Origin of the sequence: Burkholderia sp. AU39826 (assembly GCF_020419965.1) — a bacterium.
Classification (GTDB): domain Bacteria; phylum Pseudomonadota; class Gammaproteobacteria; order Burkholderiales; family Burkholderiaceae; genus Burkholderia; species Burkholderia semiarida.
Map to the genome: position 1 here is coordinate 1 of NZ_JAIZQG010000030.1, position 16,910 is coordinate 16,910.

The 16,910-nt window shown below is 67.8% G+C and carries 17 protein-coding genes; 3 read left to right on the top strand and 14 right to left on the bottom strand.

From position 1 onward, the window contains the following. Nucleotides 1-105: 105 nt before the first annotated feature. The 6 genes from LGM42_RS30600 to argB all read right to left on the bottom strand — a co-directional run bounded on the left by LGM42_RS30600 (nucleotide 106) and on the right by argB (nucleotide 5,987). Nucleotides 106-1,527, bottom strand: a complete 1,422-nt coding sequence (locus LGM42_RS30600) for an AmpG family muropeptide MFS transporter (protein ID WP_059573627.1) — start codon at nucleotides 1,525-1,527, stop codon at nucleotides 106-108. Between the two features lie 116 nt (nucleotides 1,528-1,643). Beyond that, nucleotides 1,644-2,252, bottom strand: coding sequence for a methionine biosynthesis protein MetW (gene metW / locus LGM42_RS30605; RefSeq protein ID WP_059573628.1), 609 nt, complete (start codon nucleotides 2,250-2,252; stop codon nucleotides 1,644-1,646). Then, a complete protein-coding gene (gene metX / locus LGM42_RS30610) occupies nucleotides 2,249-3,394 on the bottom strand; it encodes a homoserine O-succinyltransferase MetX (protein ID WP_059573629.1) in 1,146 nt (381 codons plus the stop codon). The genes metW and metX overlap by 4 nt, the downstream gene beginning before the upstream one ends. 273 nt (nucleotides 3,395-3,667) lie before the next feature. Next, the gene (gene slmA, locus LGM42_RS30615) at nucleotides 3,668-4,333 is read right to left on the bottom strand and encodes a nucleoid occlusion factor SlmA (protein ID WP_060312254.1); all 666 of its coding nucleotides are present in this window, start codon (nucleotides 4,331-4,333) and stop codon (nucleotides 3,668-3,670) included. Continuing rightward, entirely contained in the window at nucleotides 4,300-5,091 is a 792-nt protein-coding gene (locus LGM42_RS30620; RefSeq protein ID WP_059584005.1) for a pyrimidine 5'-nucleotidase, read from the bottom strand. Before LGM42_RS30620 ends, slmA begins: the two co-directional genes overlap by 34 nt. Further along, nucleotides 5,088-5,987: an acetylglutamate kinase gene (gene argB / locus LGM42_RS30625; RefSeq protein WP_006490510.1), complete on the bottom strand. Its 900-nt coding sequence runs from the start codon at nucleotides 5,985-5,987 to the stop codon at nucleotides 5,088-5,090. The genes LGM42_RS30620 and argB overlap by 4 nt, the downstream gene beginning before the upstream one ends. Nucleotides 5,988-6,280: 293 nt before the next feature. Here argB and LGM42_RS30630 point away from each other — a divergent pair, with 293 nt between their 5' ends. From LGM42_RS30630 to LGM42_RS30640, 3 genes are all read left to right on the top strand, one after another. After that, the gene (locus LGM42_RS30630; protein ID WP_059584003.1) at nucleotides 6,281-6,505 is read left to right on the top strand and encodes a cysteine-rich CWC family protein; all 225 of its coding nucleotides are present in this window, start codon (nucleotides 6,281-6,283) and stop codon (nucleotides 6,503-6,505) included. 110 nt (nucleotides 6,506-6,615) lie between these two features. After that, entirely contained in the window at nucleotides 6,616-8,034 is a 1,419-nt protein-coding gene (locus LGM42_RS30635) for an ATP-binding protein (protein ID WP_059642554.1), read from the top strand. Between the two features lie 13 nt (nucleotides 8,035-8,047). Next, nucleotides 8,048-8,590, top strand: coding sequence for a response regulator transcription factor (locus LGM42_RS30640; protein ID WP_021156278.1), 543 nt, complete (start codon nucleotides 8,048-8,050; stop codon nucleotides 8,588-8,590). Nucleotides 8,591-8,658: 68 nt separating this feature from the next. Here the strand turns inward: LGM42_RS30640 and hslU are convergent, their stop codons facing one another. The 8 genes from hslU to dapF all read right to left on the bottom strand — a co-directional run bounded on the left by hslU (nucleotide 8,659) and on the right by dapF (nucleotide 16,847). Further along, nucleotides 8,659-10,002 carry an ATP-dependent protease ATPase subunit HslU gene (gene hslU, locus LGM42_RS30645; protein ID WP_059584000.1) on the bottom strand — a complete coding sequence of 448 codons (1,344 nt, stop codon included), beginning with the start codon at nucleotides 10,000-10,002 and terminating at the stop codon, nucleotides 8,659-8,661. 10 nt (nucleotides 10,003-10,012) lie between these two features. Further along, on the bottom strand, nucleotides 10,013-10,549 hold the full coding sequence (gene hslV / locus LGM42_RS30650; RefSeq protein ID WP_059583998.1) for an ATP-dependent protease subunit HslV: 537 nt from the start codon (nucleotides 10,547-10,549) through the stop codon (nucleotides 10,013-10,015). A gap of 261 nt (nucleotides 10,550-10,810) precedes the next feature. Then, nucleotides 10,811-11,227 (bottom strand): RNA polymerase-binding protein DksA, encoded by a 417-nt coding sequence (gene dksA / locus LGM42_RS30655; protein WP_006477498.1) that lies wholly within the window; start codon nucleotides 11,225-11,227, stop codon nucleotides 10,811-10,813. A 496-nt stretch (nucleotides 11,228-11,723) separates the two neighbouring features. After that, nucleotides 11,724-12,899: a CobW family GTP-binding protein gene (locus tag LGM42_RS30660; RefSeq protein ID WP_226225974.1), complete on the bottom strand. Its 1,176-nt coding sequence runs from the start codon at nucleotides 12,897-12,899 to the stop codon at nucleotides 11,724-11,726. Between the two features lie 96 nt (nucleotides 12,900-12,995). Then, nucleotides 12,996-14,210 (bottom strand): class I SAM-dependent rRNA methyltransferase, encoded by a 1,215-nt coding sequence (locus tag LGM42_RS30665; RefSeq protein WP_226234216.1) that lies wholly within the window; start codon nucleotides 14,208-14,210, stop codon nucleotides 12,996-12,998. Nucleotides 14,211-14,286: 76 nt separating this feature from the next. Further along, nucleotides 14,287-15,207 carry a tyrosine recombinase XerC gene (xerC, locus tag LGM42_RS30670; RefSeq protein ID WP_226234217.1) on the bottom strand — a complete coding sequence of 307 codons (921 nt, stop codon included), beginning with the start codon at nucleotides 15,205-15,207 and terminating at the stop codon, nucleotides 14,287-14,289. A 13-nt stretch (nucleotides 15,208-15,220) separates the two neighbouring features. Continuing rightward, nucleotides 15,221-15,940 (bottom strand): DUF484 family protein, encoded by a 720-nt coding sequence (locus LGM42_RS30675; RefSeq protein WP_059583995.1) that lies wholly within the window; start codon nucleotides 15,938-15,940, stop codon nucleotides 15,221-15,223. 37 nt (nucleotides 15,941-15,977) lie between these two features. After that, on the bottom strand, nucleotides 15,978-16,847 hold the full coding sequence (gene dapF / locus LGM42_RS30680) for a diaminopimelate epimerase (RefSeq protein ID WP_226234218.1): 870 nt from the start codon (nucleotides 16,845-16,847) through the stop codon (nucleotides 15,978-15,980). Nucleotides 16,848-16,910: the final 63 nt, after the last annotated feature.

Sequence of the window (16,910 nt, forward strand, 5' to 3'; positions counted from 1 at the left end):
GGCGCGGAGCCCGCGGCCGTCGCGCCGGTGTCGCTCGCGTGCGCGGCGAGCGCCGCGGCGCCGACGCCCAACGCGGCCGCCACGCGTGCGAGACGGCGCAGGCGGTTACCGCGCACGGCTCGCCTCGCCGTTGCGCGCGGCACCGTTCCACGGCGCGATCCTGAACAGCAGCAGCATGCCGGGAATCGCGAGCGCGGTGCACACGATGAAGTAGTCGAACCAGCCGATCTTCGCGACGATGAAGCCGCTCGCCGCCGACGCGAGCGTGCGCGGCACGGAGGCCAGGCTCGTGAACAGCGCGAACTGCGTGGCCGTGTAGCGCGGATCGGTCGTGCTCGCGATGTATGCGACGAACGCGGCCATCGTCAGCCCGGTCGTGAAGGTTTCGAAGCCGTAGACGATCGCGAGCGCGACCGTCATCGGGCTGAATTGCGGCGTGACGGCGATGCCGAACACCGACAGCGCGGCCGCGATCGCGTGGCTGGTCGACACGGTGAAGTCGTACAGCATCGCGAGCACGGGCGAGCCGGGGCCGAGCTGCGCGAGCCATGCGAAGCCGAGCGTCGACACCATCTGCAGCGCGCCGAAGATCCACAGCCCGCGGCCGATGCCGATCTTCACGAGCCAGATGCCGCCGATGATGCCGCCGGCGACGCTCGCGACGAGCGCGGTGGTCTTCGCGACGATGCCGATTTCGGTGCGCGTGAAGCCGATGTCGAGGAAGAACGACGTCGACAGCGTGGTGGCCATCGTGTCGCCGATCTTGAACAGGAAGATGAACGCGACGACGAGCAGCGCGCCGGCCCAGCCGTCGCGCTGGATGAATTCGCGAAACGGCAGCACGATCGCGTCGCGCAGGTTGCGCGGCGGCGCGCCCGCCACTTCCGGCTCGCGCACGACGAGCGTCATCAGGATGCCCGGCAGCATGAATGCGCCGGTGATCGCGAACACGGCGTCCCACGGCATGTGGTCGGACAGGATCAGCGCCAGCGAGCCGGGAATCAGCGCGGCAAGCTTGTACGCGTTCACGTGCACCGCGTTGCCGAGGCCCTGCTCGGTGTCGCGCAGCAGTTCGCGGCGGTACGCGTCGATCACGATGTCGGCGCTCGCGCCGAAGAACGCGACGAGCGTCGTGAGCGCGGCGACCGTCCAGATCGAGTCGCGCGGCGACACGAAGCCGAGCGCGGCGATCGCGCCGGCGACCAGCACCTGCGTGAGCAGCAGCCAGCCGCGCCGGCGGCCCGGCCGCCAGCCGGGCAGCCGCGGGATGTAGCGGTCCATCAGCGGCGCCCACAGGAACTTCCACGTGTACGGGAACTGGATCAGCGCGAACAGGCCGATCTCCTTCAGGTTCACGCCCTCGGAGCGCAGCCATGCCTGCACGAGGTAGACGAGCGTGAACAGGGGCAGACCCGACGTGAAGCCCAGGAACACGCAGATCAGCATGTGCTTGTTCAGATAGGCGCGCCAGCCGGGGTGATCCTCGTGAGCGGTGAGTGCGGGCGCCTCGTGTGGCGTTTTCGACATGGACTGGAACTGGGTAGCGTTGACTGAAGGCGGCGGCAGCGCGGGCGGCGCGGCCGGCGAAGGTGGGGCGGCCGCGCGCGTGGGCGGGCCGGATCTTCCGTCAACGGCTCCCCGGCTCAGCTGCGCTTGACGCGATAGACAGCAAGACTACCACGCCAGTTCGCTCCCCATCGAATCGGCTGGCCTTCGTGCAGCACGACGCGGTCGAGGATCGTGACGCCGACTTCGGGCGCGAGCGCCTCGAAATCCTTGATCGTCAGCACCCGCACGTTCGGCGTGTTGTGCCACTGATAAGGCAGCGACTTCGACACCGGCATCCGGCCGCGCAGCACCGACAGCCGGTGCGCCCAGTAGCCGAAGTTCGGGAACGACACGATGCATTCGCGCCCGACGCGCGCGGTTTCGCGCAGGATCGCGGCGGTCTGGTGGATCGTCTGAAGCGTCTGCGACAGGATCGCGATGTCGAAGCTGTGATCCTCGAACAGGCGCAGGCCGTCCTCGAGGTTCTGCTGGATCACGTTGATGCCGTTTTTCGCGCTCGCGAGCACGCCCGCGTCGTTCAGCTCGATCCCGTAGCCGGTCACGTCCAGTTCTTCCATCAGCAGCGCGAGCAGCGAGCCGTCGCCGCAGCCGAGGTCGAGCACGCTCGAGCGCGGCTCGACCCAGCGTGCGATCGTGCGGAAGTCCGCGCGCGCGGACAGGGAATTCAGCGCTTGCTGGTTCATGCTCCCACCTCGATGGCGATTCGTTCGTAATACGCGCGGATCAGGTTGTGATAGCGCGCGTCGTCCAGCAGGAACGCATCATGGCCGTGCGGCGCATCGATTTCCGCGTAGCTGACCGTGCGCTTGTTGTCGAGCAGCGCCTTCACGATCTCGCGCGAGCGCGCGGGCGCGAAGCGCCAGTCGGTCGAGAAGCTCGCGATCAGGTACTTCGCCTGCGTATGCGCGAGCGCGGCCGTCAGGTTGCCGTCGAACGCCTTGGCCGGATCGAAGTAGTCGAGCGCGCGCGTGATCAGCAGGTAGGTGTTCGCGTCGAAGTAGTCGGCGAACTTGTCGCCCTGGTAGCGCAGGTACGACTCGACCTCGAACTCGACGTCGAAGCTGAAGTTGTACGCGTCGAGCGCGCCGTCCGCGCGGCGCAGCGCCCGGCCGAATTTCTCGGCCATGTCGTCGTCGGACAGGTACGTGATGTGACCGATCATCCGCGCCACGCGCAGGCCGCGCTTCGGCTTGACGTTGTGCGCGTAATAGTCGCCGCCGTGGAAATCGGGATCGGACAGGATCGCCGAGCGCGCGACCTCGTTGAACGCGATGTTCTGCGCGGACAGCTTCGGCGTCGACGCGATGTCGATGCAGTGCGCGACGCGCTCGGGATACATCAGGCTCCATGCAAGCGCCTGCATCCCGCCGAGGCTGCCGCCCATCACGGCCGCGAAGCGCTCGATGCCGAACGCGTCGGCGACGCGCGCCTGGGCGTGCACCCAGTCCTCGACGGTGACCACCGGGAACTTGGCGCCGTACGGCTTGCCGGTCGACGGATCGACGCTCATCGGGCCCGTCGAGCCGAAGCACGACCCGAGGTTGTTCACGCCGATCACGAAGAAGCGGTTGGTGTCGAGCGGCTTGCCCGGGCCGACCATGTTGTCCCACCAGCCGGTGCTGCGCGGATCGTCCGCATAGACGCCGGCGACGTGGTGCGACGCGTTCAGCGCGTGGCAGACGAGCACCGCGTTCGAGCGCGCGGCGTTGAGTTCGCCGTACGTCTCGACGACGAGCTGATAGTTGCCGAGCACGCTGCCGCTTTGCAAGCGCAGCGGTTCGGCGAAGTGCATGGTCTGTGGAGCGACGATGCCGATCGATTCCATTCGTTCCGCCTTATGACTGGGCGGCTAAACGGTGTCGGCGATGCGCGGAGGCGAAGGTGCGCGGCTGACGACCTCTTTAGCCGCATTTGTAGTGAACCCACCGGGGGAGCGACGCATCGACGCATCAAACCCCGGCCGGTTCGCGCGCCCGCAATCGAGTCAGCAAATCGGCGCGCTTCCGACCTGCCGCCAGGGGCGGCAAGTCGGCAAAGTATAGCGGAAATTGTGAAGCGTGGATTTCGGCGCGCGGCGGGGTGTGCCATCAAGCGGCGTTCACTGCAGAATCAACCGCAAATGCGCATCCGCCTGCTCGCCCGGCGGTTTCTGAAACCCACCCTTCGCGAACCGATGCCACCGGCCGATCACGTAGCTGACGAGCAGGCTCGCGCGGGCGCCGGGATCGTAGTCGGCCGGCAGCACGAACGGCGCCGCGCTCTCGTGCGGCGCATTCGCCTCGGTGCGCGCGACCCGCAGGCATTGCTTGACCGTCGCCTCGATGCGGTCGAGCAACTGGTTCACGCGCTCGGTCAGCCGCTCGTCCTCGCCGACCAGCGCCTCGCCGGTCAGCACGCGCGTCATGCCCGGGTTCTTCGCGGCGAAATTGAGCATCGTCAGCGCGATCGTGCGCGCCTGCAGCACGCCGTTCGGCTCCTTCGCGACGATCTGGTTGACGAGCCCGAAGAGCGCCTGCTCGATGAACTCGATCAGCCCTTCGTACATCTTCGCCTTGCTGGTGAAGTGCCGGTACAGCGCGGCTTCGGACACGTCGAGCCGGGCCGCGAGCGCGGCGGTCGTGATTTTCTCGGGTTTCGGGGCCTCGAGCATCGCGGCGAGCGTCTGCAGGATCATCACGCGCCGCTCGCCCGGCTTCGGACGCGGGCGAGAGGGTGTGGCCTGGCCTTCCGTTACGGCTTGGTCCTGCGGGTAAGTCGGCTGCATTTCTGTCGCCCCGATCGTGTGCCCAGTCGCAGCGATTTTAACGAACGAATGCGCTGGTCGACATAATGAGGGCGTCCGGTTGCCGGCAGATGACCGGGCAGGTGGCCGGTGATCCATACGGTACCGATGCCCAGACGCTTGTAGCGCTTCAGGTGGCCGCGCGTATCCTCGACGAGGATCGCGTCGGCGAGCCGCGCATGCGCGGCTCGCAGCGTCCGGCGCAGCATCGCAGGGTCGGGCTTCGCGCGCCACGTGCGACGGTCGCGCATGTGCTCGATCGCGATCACGCGCTCGAACAGCCGCTCGATGCCCAGCTCGCGCAGCACCGCGCGCGCATAGTTTTCCGGCGCGTTGGTCAGGATCAGCTTGCGGCCCGGCAGCGCGGCGACGATGCGCGCGAGGCCGCGCTCGGCGCGCACCATCGCGGGCAGGTCGGAAAACGTGTGGACCACGCGCAGGAAATCGTGAGGATCGATCGGATGATGGCGCGTGAGGCCGAGCAGCGCGGCGCCGTAGCGCTCGGTGTAGCCGATGCGCAGCCGGTCGGCTTCGGCGCGCTCGACCTGCAGCGCGTCGATGATGTATTGCGTCATCGCACGATTGATCTCGGGAAAGATCGCGTGCGACGCGTGGTGCAGCGTATTGTCGAGATCGAACAGCCACACGGGCGTGCCTGCGCGCGGCCGGCTGCGGGAGATGCGCCGGCGCCGCAGCGACGCCGGCAGGCCGGGGCTGGCAGGCGGGCGGCGCGCGCTCAATGCGAGCGGATCATCGTGCCGAACGGCTGCTCGGTCAGGATTTCCAGCAGCACCGAGTGCTCGATGCGGCCGTCGACGATGTGTACCGACTTCACGCCGCTCTTCGCGGCGTCGAGCGCCGACGAAATCTTCGGCAGCATGCCGCCCGAGATCGTGCCGTCCTCGAACAGCGCGTCGATCTCGCGTGCGGACAGGTCGGTCAGCAGGTTGCCGTCCTTGTCCATCACGCCGGGGATGTTGGTCATCATCAGCAGCTTCTCGGCGTTCAGCACCGTGGCCAGCTTGCCCGCGACGAGGTCTGCGTTGATGTTGTACGACAGGCCGTCCTCGCCGAAGCCGATCGGCGAGATCACCGGAATGAACGCGTCGTCCTGCAGCGCCTTCACGACTGCCGGGTTGATCGCCTCGACTTCGCCGACCTGGCCGATGTCGATGTACTGGCCCGGGTTGTCGCGATCCGGCATCAGCAGCTTGCGCGCATGGATCAGGCCGCCGTCCTTGCCCGTGAGGCCCACCGCGTGACCGCCGAAGTGGTTGATCAGCATCACGATGTCCTGCTGCACTTCGCCGCCCAGCACCCATTCGACGACTTCCATCGTCTCTTCGTCGGTGACGCGCATGCCCTGGATGAAGGTGCCGGCCTTGCCGATCTTCTTCAGCGCGTGATCGATCTGCGGACCGCCGCCGTGGACGATCACCGGGTTGATGCCGACCAGTTTCAGCAGGATCACGTCGCGCGCGAAGCCCTGCTTGAGCCGCTCTTCCGTCATCGCGTTGCCGCCGTATTTGATGACCACGGTCTTTCCGTGGTAGCGGCGGATGTACGGCAGCGCCTCCGCGAGGATTTCTGCTTTCAGCGTGGGGGCGATCTGCGAGAGGTCGATGGGCTCTGACATGGCGGCGGCTCTGGCTGGGAACGGTTGAAACAGGCCGAATTGTACAGGAGTGGCGCAGCGCAGCATCGGTTTTTGGGCTGGTCGGACGGTGGGTCGCGCAGGTCGGACGGCGCGCGCGGCGGCCCGCCGGCCAAGGCTCCCGCTGCCGCGGCGGCGCGCGGGACGGGGCCCCGCCCGGCGCATCAGGCGGGGTTGGCGGCAGCCGTCGGCCGGACGGCCGACGTGCAAAATCCGTCGGCCGCGCTATGCTAGTCGCGTAGGGTGACGTTCGCGCCCGCTTCCGCACCTCGACCATGACCGATTCCGCCGCCGACGCCCGTTCGGCCCCGCGCCGTGCGCGTTGTCCGCACTGCGGGCGCGGTTTCGACTGCGGCGCGCACACGCAGCCGTTCGACTGCTGGTGCGCTGCGATGCCGGTCTTGCCGGGCGACACGGCACCGGCAGCCCGCGCGCGCTGCCTCTGCCCGGAATGCCTCGCCGACGAGATCGCGCGGCGCATGGCGGCGGCGCCTGGCTGACGGCGCTCGCTCGTGCAGCCGGACGCCGCGCCGGGCCGTCCGACCGTCCATTCGTCCTTCCCGATCCGGCCCCGTGGAGGCGCCGCCCGCTAAACGGGTAAACTGCTTGGATGCAACGAATCACCACCACCGGACGCGTCAACCTCAGCCACCTGTTCTGGCTGCGCAATCTCGCGATCATCGGCCAGCTCGTGACGATCGGCGTCGTGCAGACCTATTTCGGCGTGCACCTGCCGTTGCCGGCGATGCTGATGGTCATCGCACTCGAAATCGTTTTCAACGCGCTGACCTGGGTGCGCGTGCTGCGCGCGCGGCCCGAGACCAATTTCGAGCTGCTCGGCCAGCTGTGGGTCGACCTCGGCGCGCTGTCCGCGCTGCTGTTCCTGTCGGGCGGCACGACCAATCCGTTCGTGTCGCTGTACCTGCCGTCGCTCGCGATCGCCGCGGCCGTGCTGCCGTGGCACCTGATGATCTGGCTCGCGGCGTTCGCGGTGGCCTGCTACGCGGCGCTCGGCTTCGACTCGGTGCCGCTCAACATGGACAATCCGGCGAACCTGTTCGACTACTACCGTACCGGCATGTGGGCGAACTTCATGGTCAGCGTCGGGCTGATCGCGTGGTTCGTCGCGCGCATGTCGAATGCGCTGCGCCAGCGCGACGCGGCGCTCGGCGAGGCGCAGCAGCACCTGCTGCGCGACGAGCGGGCGGTTGCGCTCGGCGTGCAGGCCGCCACCGTCGCACATGAAATGGGCACGCCGCTGTCGACGATCGCGATGCTCGCCGAGGAGTTGCGCGATGCGGCGCGCGCCGATCCGGGGCTCGCGCGCTACGAGGCCGACCTGAAGGTGCTCGAGGAACAGATGACGCTCTGCACGTCGGCGCTCGCGCGCCTGCGCAGCCGCGCGAGCGCGCCGGCGAGCCGCCAGCCGGTGGACGACTGGCTCGACACGTTCGTCGAGCACTGGCGCCTGCGGCATCCGCACGTGCAGTTCGAGCTGCTCGGTGCGCGCCCGGCCGGCGTCGCGCTCGACGATACCGTCGCGGCCGGCCAGATCCTGACGATCCTGCTCGACAACGCCGCGCGGGCGAGCCCGCAGCGCGTGACGCTCGCCGCGAAGGTCGCGCATGGCGGCACGGCCGACGAAATCGAATTCGAAGTATGCGACGACGGGCCCGGCATTCCGGCCGCGCTGCGCGAATCGCTCGGCGCGATGCCGGTCGACAGCACGCAGGGCGGGCACGGCGTCGGCCTGTACCTCGCGTTCAGCGCGGCCGCGCGGCTCGGCGGCGAGATCGAGCTGTCCGATGTCGCGCCGCGCGCCGCGAGCGGCAACGGGCGGGCCGGCGGCGCGGCAAACGGCCACGCGGCGGCCGCATCGGGACAACGCACGGGCGCACGTACAGTCGACCGGCCAGCCGGCACGCCGGAGAGCCGCCCGGCCGGCGCGGCGGCCGGGCGCGGCACGCGGGCCGTGCTGCGCCTGCCGGTCGTGCGCGTCGCGATGCCGGCGGCCTCAACCAACACGTAGACGGAGAAACCACATGAGCGAGAACAATTTCCTGGTGATCGACGACAACGAGGTGTTCGCGGGCACGCTCGCGCGCGGCCTCGAGCGCCGCGGTTACGCGGTCCAGCAGGCGCACGACAAGGAGGCGGCGCTCAGGCTCGCCGCGGGCGGCAAGTTCCAGTTCATCACCGTCGACCTGCATCTCGGCGAGGATTCGGGGCTGAGCCTGATCGCGCCGCTGTGCGACCTGCAGCCCGATGCGCGGATCCTGGTGCTGACCGGCTACGCAAGCATCGCGACCGCCGTGCAGGCCGTGAAGGAAGGCGCCGACAACTACCTCGCGAAGCCGGCGAACGTCGAGTCGATCCTGGCCGCGCTGCAGACCAACGCGACCGAAGTGCAGGCCGACGAGGCGCTCGAGAATCCGGTCGTGCTGTCGGTGGACCGGCTCGAATGGGAGCACATCCAGCGCGTGCTGGCCGAGAACAACAACAACATTTCGGCGACCGCGCGCGCGCTGAACATGCACCGCCGCACGCTGCAGCGCAAGCTCGCGAAGAAGCCGGTGCGGCAGTAAGCGGGCGCACCAATGAAAACGGGCGACCCCCGAAGGGGCCGCCCGTCTCTCGTCCCGCACTGCGCGCGTTACAGCACGTAGCGCGACAGGTCTTCGTCCTGCGACACTTCGCCGAGCGCGCGATCGACATACTTCGCGTCGATCGTCACGCGCTCGCCCGCATGGTTGCCGGCCGAGAACGACACTTCCTCGAGCAGCTTCTCGATCACCGTGTACAGCCGGCGCGCGCCGATGTTCTCGGTTTTCTCGTTGACCGCGAACGCGATCTCGGCGAGGCGCCGGATGCCGTCGTCGGCGAATTCGAGCTGCACGTCCTCGGTCGCGAGCAGCGCCTGGTACTGTTTGACGAGGCTTGCGTCGGTCGCGACGAGGATCGCTTCGAAATCGTTCACCGACAGCGAATCGAGCTCGACGCGGATCGGGAAGCGGCCTTGCAGTTCGGGAATCAGGTCGCTCGGCTTCGCGAGGTGGAACGCGCCGCTCGCGATGAACAGGATGTGATCGGTCTTCACCATCCCGTACTTCGTGTTGACCGTCGTGCCTTCGACGAGCGGCAGCAGGTCGCGCTGCACGCCCTGGCGCGACACTTCGCCGCCGCTGCCTTCGTTGTTGCGCGACGTGATCTTGTCGATCTCGTCGAGGAACACGATGCCGTTCTGCTCGACGTTCTGCACGGCCTTCGTCTTCACTTCCTCTTCGTTCAGCATCTTCGCCGCTTCCTCGTCGGTCAGCAGCTTCAGTGCTTCCTTGATCTTCACCTTGCGGCGCTGCTTCTTGCCGCTGCCGAGGTTCGAGAACATCGAGCGGATCTGCTCGGTCATCTCTTCCATGCCCGGCGGCGCCATGATGTCCATGCCGACCGACGGCTGCTCGAGGTCGAGCTCGACTTCCTTGTCGTCGAGCTGGCCTTCGCGCAGGCGCTTGCGGAAGGTCTGGCGCGTCGCGTTGTTGTCGTCGTTGGCGTGATCGGCATTGCCGCCGAAACCCACCGCGCGCGGTTGCGGCAGCAGGATGTCGAGGATGCGGTCTTCCGCCTGGTCGGTGGCCTTGCTGCGCACCTTGCGCATTTCGGTCTCGCGCGTCTGCTTGACCGACGTCTCCATGAGGTCGCGCACGATGCTGTCGACGTCGCGGCCGACGTAGCCGACTTCGGTGAACTTGGTCGCCTCGATCTTGATGAACGGCGCATCGGCGAGCTTCGCGAGGCGGCGCGCGATTTCGGTCTTGCCGACGCCCGTCGGCCCGATCATCAGGATGTTCTTCGGGGTGATTTCCGTGCGCAGCGGATCGGCGACCTGCTGGCGGCGCCAGCGGTTGCGCAGCGCGACGGCGACGGCCTTCTTCGCCTTGTTCTGGCCGATGATGTGCTTGTCGAGTTCCGAGACGATCTCGGCAGGGGTCATGGTGCTCATGGGGCGGTCCTTACTCGATCGTTTCGATGATGCGGTTGTGGTTCGTGTAGATGCACATGTCGCCGGCGATCCCGAGCGACTTCTCGACGATCTCGCGCGGTGACAGTTCGGTGTTCTCGACGAGCGCGCGGGCCGCTGCCTGCGCGTACGCGCCGCCCGAGCCGATCGCGCAGATGCCGCCTTCCGGATCGAGCACGTCGCCGTTGCCGGTGATGACGAGCGTGGTGTTCGCATCGGCCGTGATCAGCATCGCCTCGAGGCGGCGCAGCATCCGGTCGGTGCGCCAGTCCTTCGCGAGCTCGACGGCCGCGCGGGTCAGGTTGCCCTGGTGCTTCTCGAGCTTCGCCTCGAAGCGGTCGAGCAGCGAGAACGCATCGGCGGTGCCGCCCGCGAATCCGACCAGTACCTGGTTGTTGTAGATCCGCCGCACTTTCCGCGCGCCACCCTTCATGACGATGTTGCCGAGGGTTACCTGGCCGTCGCCGCCGAGCGCGACCTTGTCGCCGCGCCGGACCGAAACGATGGTCGTGCCGTGAAATTGCTCCATCTGCGTTCCTTGAGAAAAACGGGGAAGAGTCGGGCGGCGCGACGCGCCGCCGCGTGAATCCGCAGTGCGCCAGGGAGCGGCCCGGCGCGCGTCCGTTTCATTTTAGGGCGGGCGCCGGGATATCAAGAGGGGGAGGCAAATCGGCCGGCGCAAGCCCGTTATCAGGGGAACAGGCCCTGAACCGGTGCCGGAAAACAAAAAGCGCGCGGCAGGCCGCGCGCTTTCGGGAAGCAGCGTGTGTCGGAGCGGAATGCCGCTCGATCAGTCGCCGAACAGCTTCTGGCGCAGCTCGCGGCGCTCCTGCGCCTCGAGCGACAGCGTGGCGGTCGGACGCGCGAGCAGGCGCGGAATGCCGATCGGCTCGCCCGTTTCCTCACACCAGCCGTAATCGCCGGAATCGATGCGGGCGAGCGACTGCTGAACCTTCTTGAGGAGCTTGCGTTCGCGATCGCGCGTGCGCAGCTCGAGCGCGTGCTCTTCCTCGATCGTCGCGCGGTCGGCGGGATCGGGGACGATCACCGTCTCGCGCAGGTTCTCGGTCGTCTGGCCTGCATTCTTGAGGATGTCCGCCTGCAACTGTTCGAGCCGATTTTTGAAGAAGGCGAGCTGATCCTCATTCATGTAATCCTTGTCGCTCATCTTCAGGATTTCGGCTTCGGTCAAGAGTTTCTTCGTCATCTGCTTGCTTCTTCAATGTGCGGCAAATCAACAGATATTGCCTGCACTTTGGGATTACCCGCAACCGCGCTTGCAATCATTTGCGATTTGCCGCCGCGGGGCCGAAAGCCTCTGGAAAACCGGTTCTCAAATACCAGGATAGGCCTGGCGCAGATTTGCGCGCGCTGCGAACCGGTGTGCTGCGCGGCACATCGCATCGGCCGCGGCCGGGAGGCGGATTGGCGATCCGGCGCGGTTGCGATGCCCGGAAAACTGGTTCAGCAAGAACCGGGCCTGTTTGTTGCCGTACTCCAGCGGGCACGTATTGTAACTGAATCGCAAGCGGGCGCCGTATCGGGTCGATCCCCGTCGGCTGCGCCAATATCTAGAAAATATAACGCGCAAATCGCGAAAAAGCGATGACGGCGAAACCCTGCCCGGCAAAGGCGTCGCGCGGCGGCCCCCCGCCGCCTCGCGGGCGGCCGGGCAGCAAGGGCGCGGCGGGCGCCTGCGCGGGTCAGGCGAGGCAGGCGTCGAGGCCGTCGGTGATCAGGTCCTGCGGCAGGTCGACGCCGATGAACACCATCTTGTTGGTCTTCTTCTCGACCGGCAGCCACTTCGCCGCGAGGTCGCTGCCCATCATCTGGTGCACGCCCTGGAACACGACCTTGCGGTCGACGCCCTTCATGTACAGCACGCCCTTGTAGCGCAGCATCCGCTCGCCGTAGATCTGCAGGATGCCGCCGAGGAAGTCTTCCAGCTTGTTCGGATCGAACGGGCGGTCGTTGCGGTACACGAACGATTTGATCTTGTCGTCGTGGTGCGCGTGGTGGTGATGGTGGTGGCCGTGGTCGTGATCGTGCGCGCATTGGCCGTGATCGTGGTCGCAATTCGCGTGATCGTGATCATGGCCGTGATCGTGGTGGTCGTGCGCGTGATCGTCCTCGGCGAGGAAATCGGGATCGATCTCGAGCTTCGCATTCAGGTTGAAGCCGCGCAGGTCGAAGATTTCCTTGATGTCCGCCTCGCCGAAATTCACGACCTTGATCGCGGCCTTCGGGTTCATGTGCATCAGGCGGTGCTTGAGGCCGGCGACGGTCTGGTCGTCGACCAGGTCCGACTTCGTGATGAACAGGCGGTCGGCGAAACCGACCTGGCGCTGCACCACTTCGTGTTCGTCGAGCTGCGCGTTCGCGTGCTTCGCGTCGACCAGCGTGATGATCGCGTCGAGCAGGAAATCGTCGGCGATCTCGCTGTCGATGAAGAAGGTCTGCGCGACGGGGCCCGGGTTCGCGAGGCCGGTCGTCTCGATCACGATGCGGTCGAAGTCGAGCTTGCCTTCGCGTTTCTTCGCGGCCAGATCGCCGAGCGCGCGGGCGAGGTCGCCGCGGATCGTGCAGCAGATGCAGCCGTTGCTCATCTGGATGATCTGCTCGTTCGAATCCTGCACGAGGATTTCGTTGTCGATGTTCTCTTCGCCGAACTCGTTCTCGATCACGGCGATCTTCATGCCGTGCTGTTCGTTCAGGATGCGCTTGAGCAGCGTCGTCTTGCCGCTGCCGAGGAAGCCGGTAAGGATGGTGACGGGAGTGGCCATGTCGGTCGCCTGTGGTTCGTGAATCGGGGTCAAAACCAGGATGTGCGTCGCGCCCTCGCGCTGCGAGCCGGGGCGCACAACCATCCATTGAAACATACCTGTCAAGCCCCCGCCCGTCGTCCGGACGACAGGGGCAAGCGTCGGCCCGACGGGCGGGGCCGGCGGACCAGGTGTCCGCCAAGATCGGGGCGATCAGACGATTTGCAACAGCAGGCCCTTCAGATATTCGCCTTCCGGGAACGCGGCGAGCAGCGGATGATCGACGCCCGCGCCGAGTCGCTTCAGGATGCGCGCGTCGACCTTCGCGTCGGCGGCCGCGCCGGCGACGATCTTCTGGAACAGGTCCATGTCGATCGCGCCCGAGCACGAGTACGTGAACAGCAGGCCGCCCGGACGCAGCAGCCTGAAGCCGCTCAGGTTGATGTCCTTGTACGCGCGCGCCGCGCGATCGACGCTGTCGCGCGTCGGCGCGAACTTCGGCGGATCGAGCACGATCAGGTCGAAACGCTCGCCTTCGTCGACGAGGCGGCGCAGCGTCTTGAACGCATCGGCGTCGAGCCAGGTCGCGCGCCCGGCGTCGAAGCCGTTGGCCACGACGTTCTGCTGCGCGAGCGCGAGCGCGTCGCCCGACGAATCGATCGACACGACGCGTTTCGCGCCGCCCTTGAGCGCCGCGAGCGAGAAGCCGCCCGTGTAGCAGAAGCAGTTCAGCACGTCGCGGTCGGCCGCGTACTGCGCGACGAGCGCGCGGTTGTCGCGCTGGTCGACGTAGAAGCCCGTCTTGTGGCCGTTCGGCACGTCGACGTGGTAGCGCACGCCGTTTTCGTTCGCGATCAGCGTCGCGGGCGGCGCGTCGCCGGCCAGCACGCCCGTCGTCTGTTCGAGCCCTTCCTTGTCGCGGATCGACACGTCCGAGCGCTCGTACACGTTCGGGCAGCCGGTCGCGCCGGTGAGCGCCGCGACGATCGCGTCCTTCCACGCTTCGACGCCCGCGGCCATGAACTGGCAGACGAGCTGGCCGCGCGGCGCGGCGCCGGCTTCGGCGGTGTCCGCGACGTAGTAATCGACGATCAGCCCGGGCAGCCCGTCGGCCTCGCCGAACACGAGCCGCACCGCGCCCGTGCCCGACACCATCGTCGTGCGGTGCGCGACCGCGCGCTGCACGCGGCGCTTGAAGAACGCGTGATCGATCGGCTCGTGCTCGTCGAAGCTCCACACCCGCACGCGGATCTGCGACTGCGGGCTGTACGCGCCGCGCGCGAGGAAGCGGCCGTCGTGCGCGCGCACGAGCACGGTCGCGCCGGGCGCGGGCTTGCCGTCGACGCGGTCGATCGCATTGGCGTAGATCCACGGATGGCGGCGCAGCAGCGATTTTTCCTTGGACGGCTTGAGGGTGACGGTTTGCATGGTGAGATCGAAAGGGGCCGGGCGCGACGCCGGCCGGTGCCGGCCGCCGCGCGCGGCGGGTAACACGGGACGCGCGTCAGTCGCGCTTCTTCGCGCGCGGATGCGCGCTGTCGTAAATCTTCGCGAGATGCTGGAAGTCGAGCGACGTATAGACCTGCGTCGCGGCGACGCTCGCGTGGCCGAGCAGTTCCTGCACCGCGCGCAGGTCGCCGCTCGACTGCAGCACGTGCGTCGCGAACGAGTGGCGCAACACGTGCGGGTGGACGTTGGCGGGGATGCCGGCGGCGAGCGCCGCGCGCTTCACGCGCTCGCGCACCACGCCCGGCGACATCCGGTTGCCGCGCACCGACACGAACAGCGGATGCGGATCGTGCTTCACGAACTCGCCGCGCACCGCGAGCCACGCGTTCAGCGCGTCGATCGCCTTGCGGCCGACCGGCACCTTGCGCTCCTTGTTGCCCTTGCCGCGCACGGTGACTTCGGCCTCGGCGAGATCGAGCCAGCCGGCCGAGCGGTAGCCGTCGGCCTGCGTGTACCGGACGTCGAGCCCGATCAATTCGGCGAGGCGCAGCCCCGACGAATAGAACAGCTCGAGGATCGCGTGATCGCGGATGCCTTCGGTCGTGTCGGCGAGCGGCGCGTCCATCAGCGCGGATGCGTCGTCGACCGACAGCGCCTTCGGCAGGGTTTTCGGGCGCTTCGGCGCGCGTACCGCGGCGACCGGGTTCGCGGGCATCTCGATGCGTTGCGCGAGCCAGCGGTAGAACGCGCGCCAGGCGGACAGCCGGTGCGAGATCGAGCGCGCGGACAGCCCGCCCGCATGCGCGCGCGCGACCGCGCCGCGCATGTCGGCGGCGGTCAATGCTTCGAGCGGCCGGCCGGCGGCAAGCTTCCTCAGTTCGTCGAGCTCGTGCGTGTATGCGCGCAGCGTGTGTTCCGACAGTTGCCTGACGTGCTTCAGGTTCGACAGGTAGGCGGCGATCGGATCGTCGGTCATCGCGTGCGGCGGATCAGTGCGGCAGCAGGCGCGTGAGCGCGGCGCTTGCGAGCGTCGCGATCTGCGCGAGGAAGTCGGTGGCCATCCCGTCGTGGAAGCGGCGCGGATCGGGCGAACCGAGGACCAGCAGGCCGAACGCGGGTGCATCGTTGCCGGCGAGCGGCGCACGCAGCGCGAGCAGCGCGACCGACGCGGCCGAGCCGTCGCCGGCCGGCGCGGCTTCGGCGCCTTCCGCCGCGCTCGCGGCGGCGCGCGCGGGCGCGAGCCACTGGGCGGCCTCGAAGCCCGTGTTCGCGCCGCAGTACGGCGTCGACAGCCCGTTCGTGAACAGGCGCACTTCCTCGCCGACCTGGCGGGCGAAATCGGCTTGCGCGTAGGTGTCGGCCACGTCCCACACGCGCAGCGCGGTTTGCGGCACGTCGAACACGTCGGCGATGCCGTCGGCGATCGTGCGCGGCAGCGCATACGGATCGCGTTCCGCGATCACGCGCGCGGTCCAGCGGCTGAACTTCGCGGACAGGCTGTCGTTCTCGTGGCCGTAGCGCACGAGCTCGGCGAGCCGGCGTTCGAGATGCTTGTTCTTGTCGCGCAGCATTTCCATCTGCCGCTCCTGCAGCGAGATCGCGGCCTTGCCGTGCGGGTTCGCGAGACGGATCGTCGCGAGCAGTTCGGCGTGCTGCGCGAAGAATTCGGGATTGGCGAGCAGGTAGTCGGCGACTTCGCGATCGTTCATGTGGCTGGAGCGTTCAGTTATCAGGGACGTTGCAGGGTCAGGCGTTCAGGTCGATCTCGCCTTCGAACACGGTCGTGGCGGGGCCGGCCATCATCAGCGCGGCGGTTTCGTCGCGCGCGCCGTCCCAGCCGATCGTCAGCGTGCCGCCGTGCGTGTGCACGGTCACGGGCGAATCGAGCAGGCCGCGCCGGATACCGGCCGCGACCGCCGCGCACGCGCCGGTGCCGCACGCGAGCGTCTCGCCCGCGCCGCGCTCGTACACGCGCAGCTTCACCTCGTGGCGCGACACGATCTGCATGAAGCCGGCGTTCACGCGCTGCGGGAAGCGCGCATGGCGCTCGATCAGCGGGCCTTCTTCCAGCACCGGATACGCTTCGACGTCGGCGACGACCTGCACCGCGTGCGGATTGCCCATCGACACCGTCGAGATCCAGCGCGTCGCGCCGCCGACGTCGAGCGGCCACAGCGTGTCGTTGCCTTCCGTGCGGCCGTCGAGGCCCGACGCCTCGAACGGCACTTGCGCGGGCGCGAACACGGGCGCGCCCATGTCGACGACGACTTCGCCGTTCTCCTGCAGCGTCAGCGTGATCAGGCCCTTCATGACCTGCACGCGCACGCTGCGCTTGTCGGTCAGGCCGCGGTCGCTGACGAACTTCACGAAGCAGCGTGCGCCGTTGCCGCAGTGCTCGACCTCGCCGCCGTCGCAATTGAAGATCCGGTACTTGAAATCCGCGCCTTCGACGGTCGGTTTCTCGACGAGCAGCAACTGATCGGCGCCGATACCGAAGTGGCGGTTGGCGAGCGCGCGCACCTGCGCTTCGGTGAGCGGCGGCAGCGCGCGCGAATAGCCGTCGAGCACGACGAAGTCGTTGCCCGCGCCGTGCATCTTGGTGAACGAGAGTTTCACTGGGTCCGGAATTCCATGGCGAACAAGGCGGTCGGCACGACACGGACGGCCGGCTGCCATGCC